This is a genomic window from Bullifex porci (assembly GCF_009695635.1).
In the GTDB taxonomy this organism is placed as follows: Bacteria; Spirochaetota; Spirochaetia; order Sphaerochaetales; family Sphaerochaetaceae; genus Bullifex; species Bullifex porci.
The window spans coordinates 1-1,507 of the sequence record NZ_VUNN01000057.1; the positions used below are offsets into that span (position 1 = coordinate 1).

Annotated in this window: 1 protein-coding gene; it reads right to left on the minus strand. The window is 39.3% G+C overall.

Features of this window, described 5'->3' with window-relative positions; translation table 11 throughout:
- Positions 1-970 (minus strand): replication initiation protein (locus FYJ80_RS11580; protein ID WP_206361096.1); only part of this gene is annotated, 970 nt, incomplete at its 3' end.
- Between the last annotated feature and the right edge of the window lie 537 nt (positions 971-1,507).

Here is a 1,507-nt window from a genome sequence, read left to right on the forward strand (position 1 = left end):
TAGTGCCCGCACTTAAACCTAAATCATCGGCAATAGCTCTGTTGTTATAACCCAATGCTTTTAACTCTATCACTTTAGGTAACAGCTCTTTCTTATCAGGTCTACCGCCACCTTTAGATTTAGCCCCACCTAATGTACCAGCTTTCGCTTTATCCTCGATAGAGCCTCGTTTACCTCCAATCAATCCACCTTTACGACCTTTGAGAGACTGAGATTCACGGAATTTTTCAGGGCTAAAATGGCGGATAACAAAATTAGCGATCGATTTAGAGATACTTTTCACTTCGGAGTAAGGCAACGGCTCGATAAATTGAGCATTTAAAGCCTCTGTATGGCTCACTACAGCATCTTGCCATTTACTCTTATAGTCAGGCGACCAATATTCTCGAACTTCCTTATATGCCCAATGAGCCACATTCTCGAACAACTCACAATTACGCCCTAATCCATGACTCTCTTTACCCCTTAATGGGTGTCCTGTCAGATCAACGAAATCAGCTAAATAATCGAGCGTGTACTTTTCATCAGTCCACCATGTTGTTTTCCATGCTTCATGTAATGGGTTTTTCGTTAATAATCGAGCATAAGAACGATCCGCTTTTAATATTTCCGTATACGCCGATTGTATTGCGGCTAAATATTTAAGAGGTGCCAGCCTTGCCATTGATGACGTACAGACGCCAACACTTAGCGCATAACCTAAATGGGAATGTCCATTAATTGGATTTTTAGCCGCCCACGCTGGCGCGGGTAAATTTAGATCAGACCATGCTAAGGCTGAATACTCATAATCAAGATCAAAAACTAAATACAAATCAGTCGATGGTCGATTAACTTGAATGTACTTTTTATTGATTGCGGTAAGTTTAGGACGAATAAATGTCACGCCCAATTCATCAGTACAATAGGGTTTTGTAGGTAGTGACTCGATAAAATCAGATTTAAAGAGATTTAATTGATTGGTTTTCACTCATAACTGCACTTAAGGCGGTTATTAGATTGTTTTTGAATTCCCATTTGCTATAATTTCCTTAGAGACGCAAATCATCTCAATGATTAGTTTCGCAGCCTCGATTTTCTCAAATTCATCCCGCCAAGTTTGAAGTCATGAGAAATCGGGGCTTTGTTTTATCTGCTCATATTACGCGTAAATCCTACCTCCATCAATGCCTTAAAAACCCACAAAACACATATAGTTCATATCCTAATTTAAAGATATTCCATCGCTCGTAGAGTGAAATAGGGTTTAAGGGATAATCCCTTAGCACACGATGTGGCACGCCGATTAGACGAACGAGGTACGAGTTTGTATACAATCGGCAGCGTGCCTTTGTTCTTTTAGCTCTTGAGGGGTTAATAAGGTTATGTAGACTCAAGATCAACCAACTATCAACCAACTATAGACCTAAAGTAAACCTGATATTTGTTTTCATATCGGCAATGTAGACCTAAAGTAAACCAATTATCAACCTAAAGTAAACTGAGTGCGATTTTGATATTGTTTAAA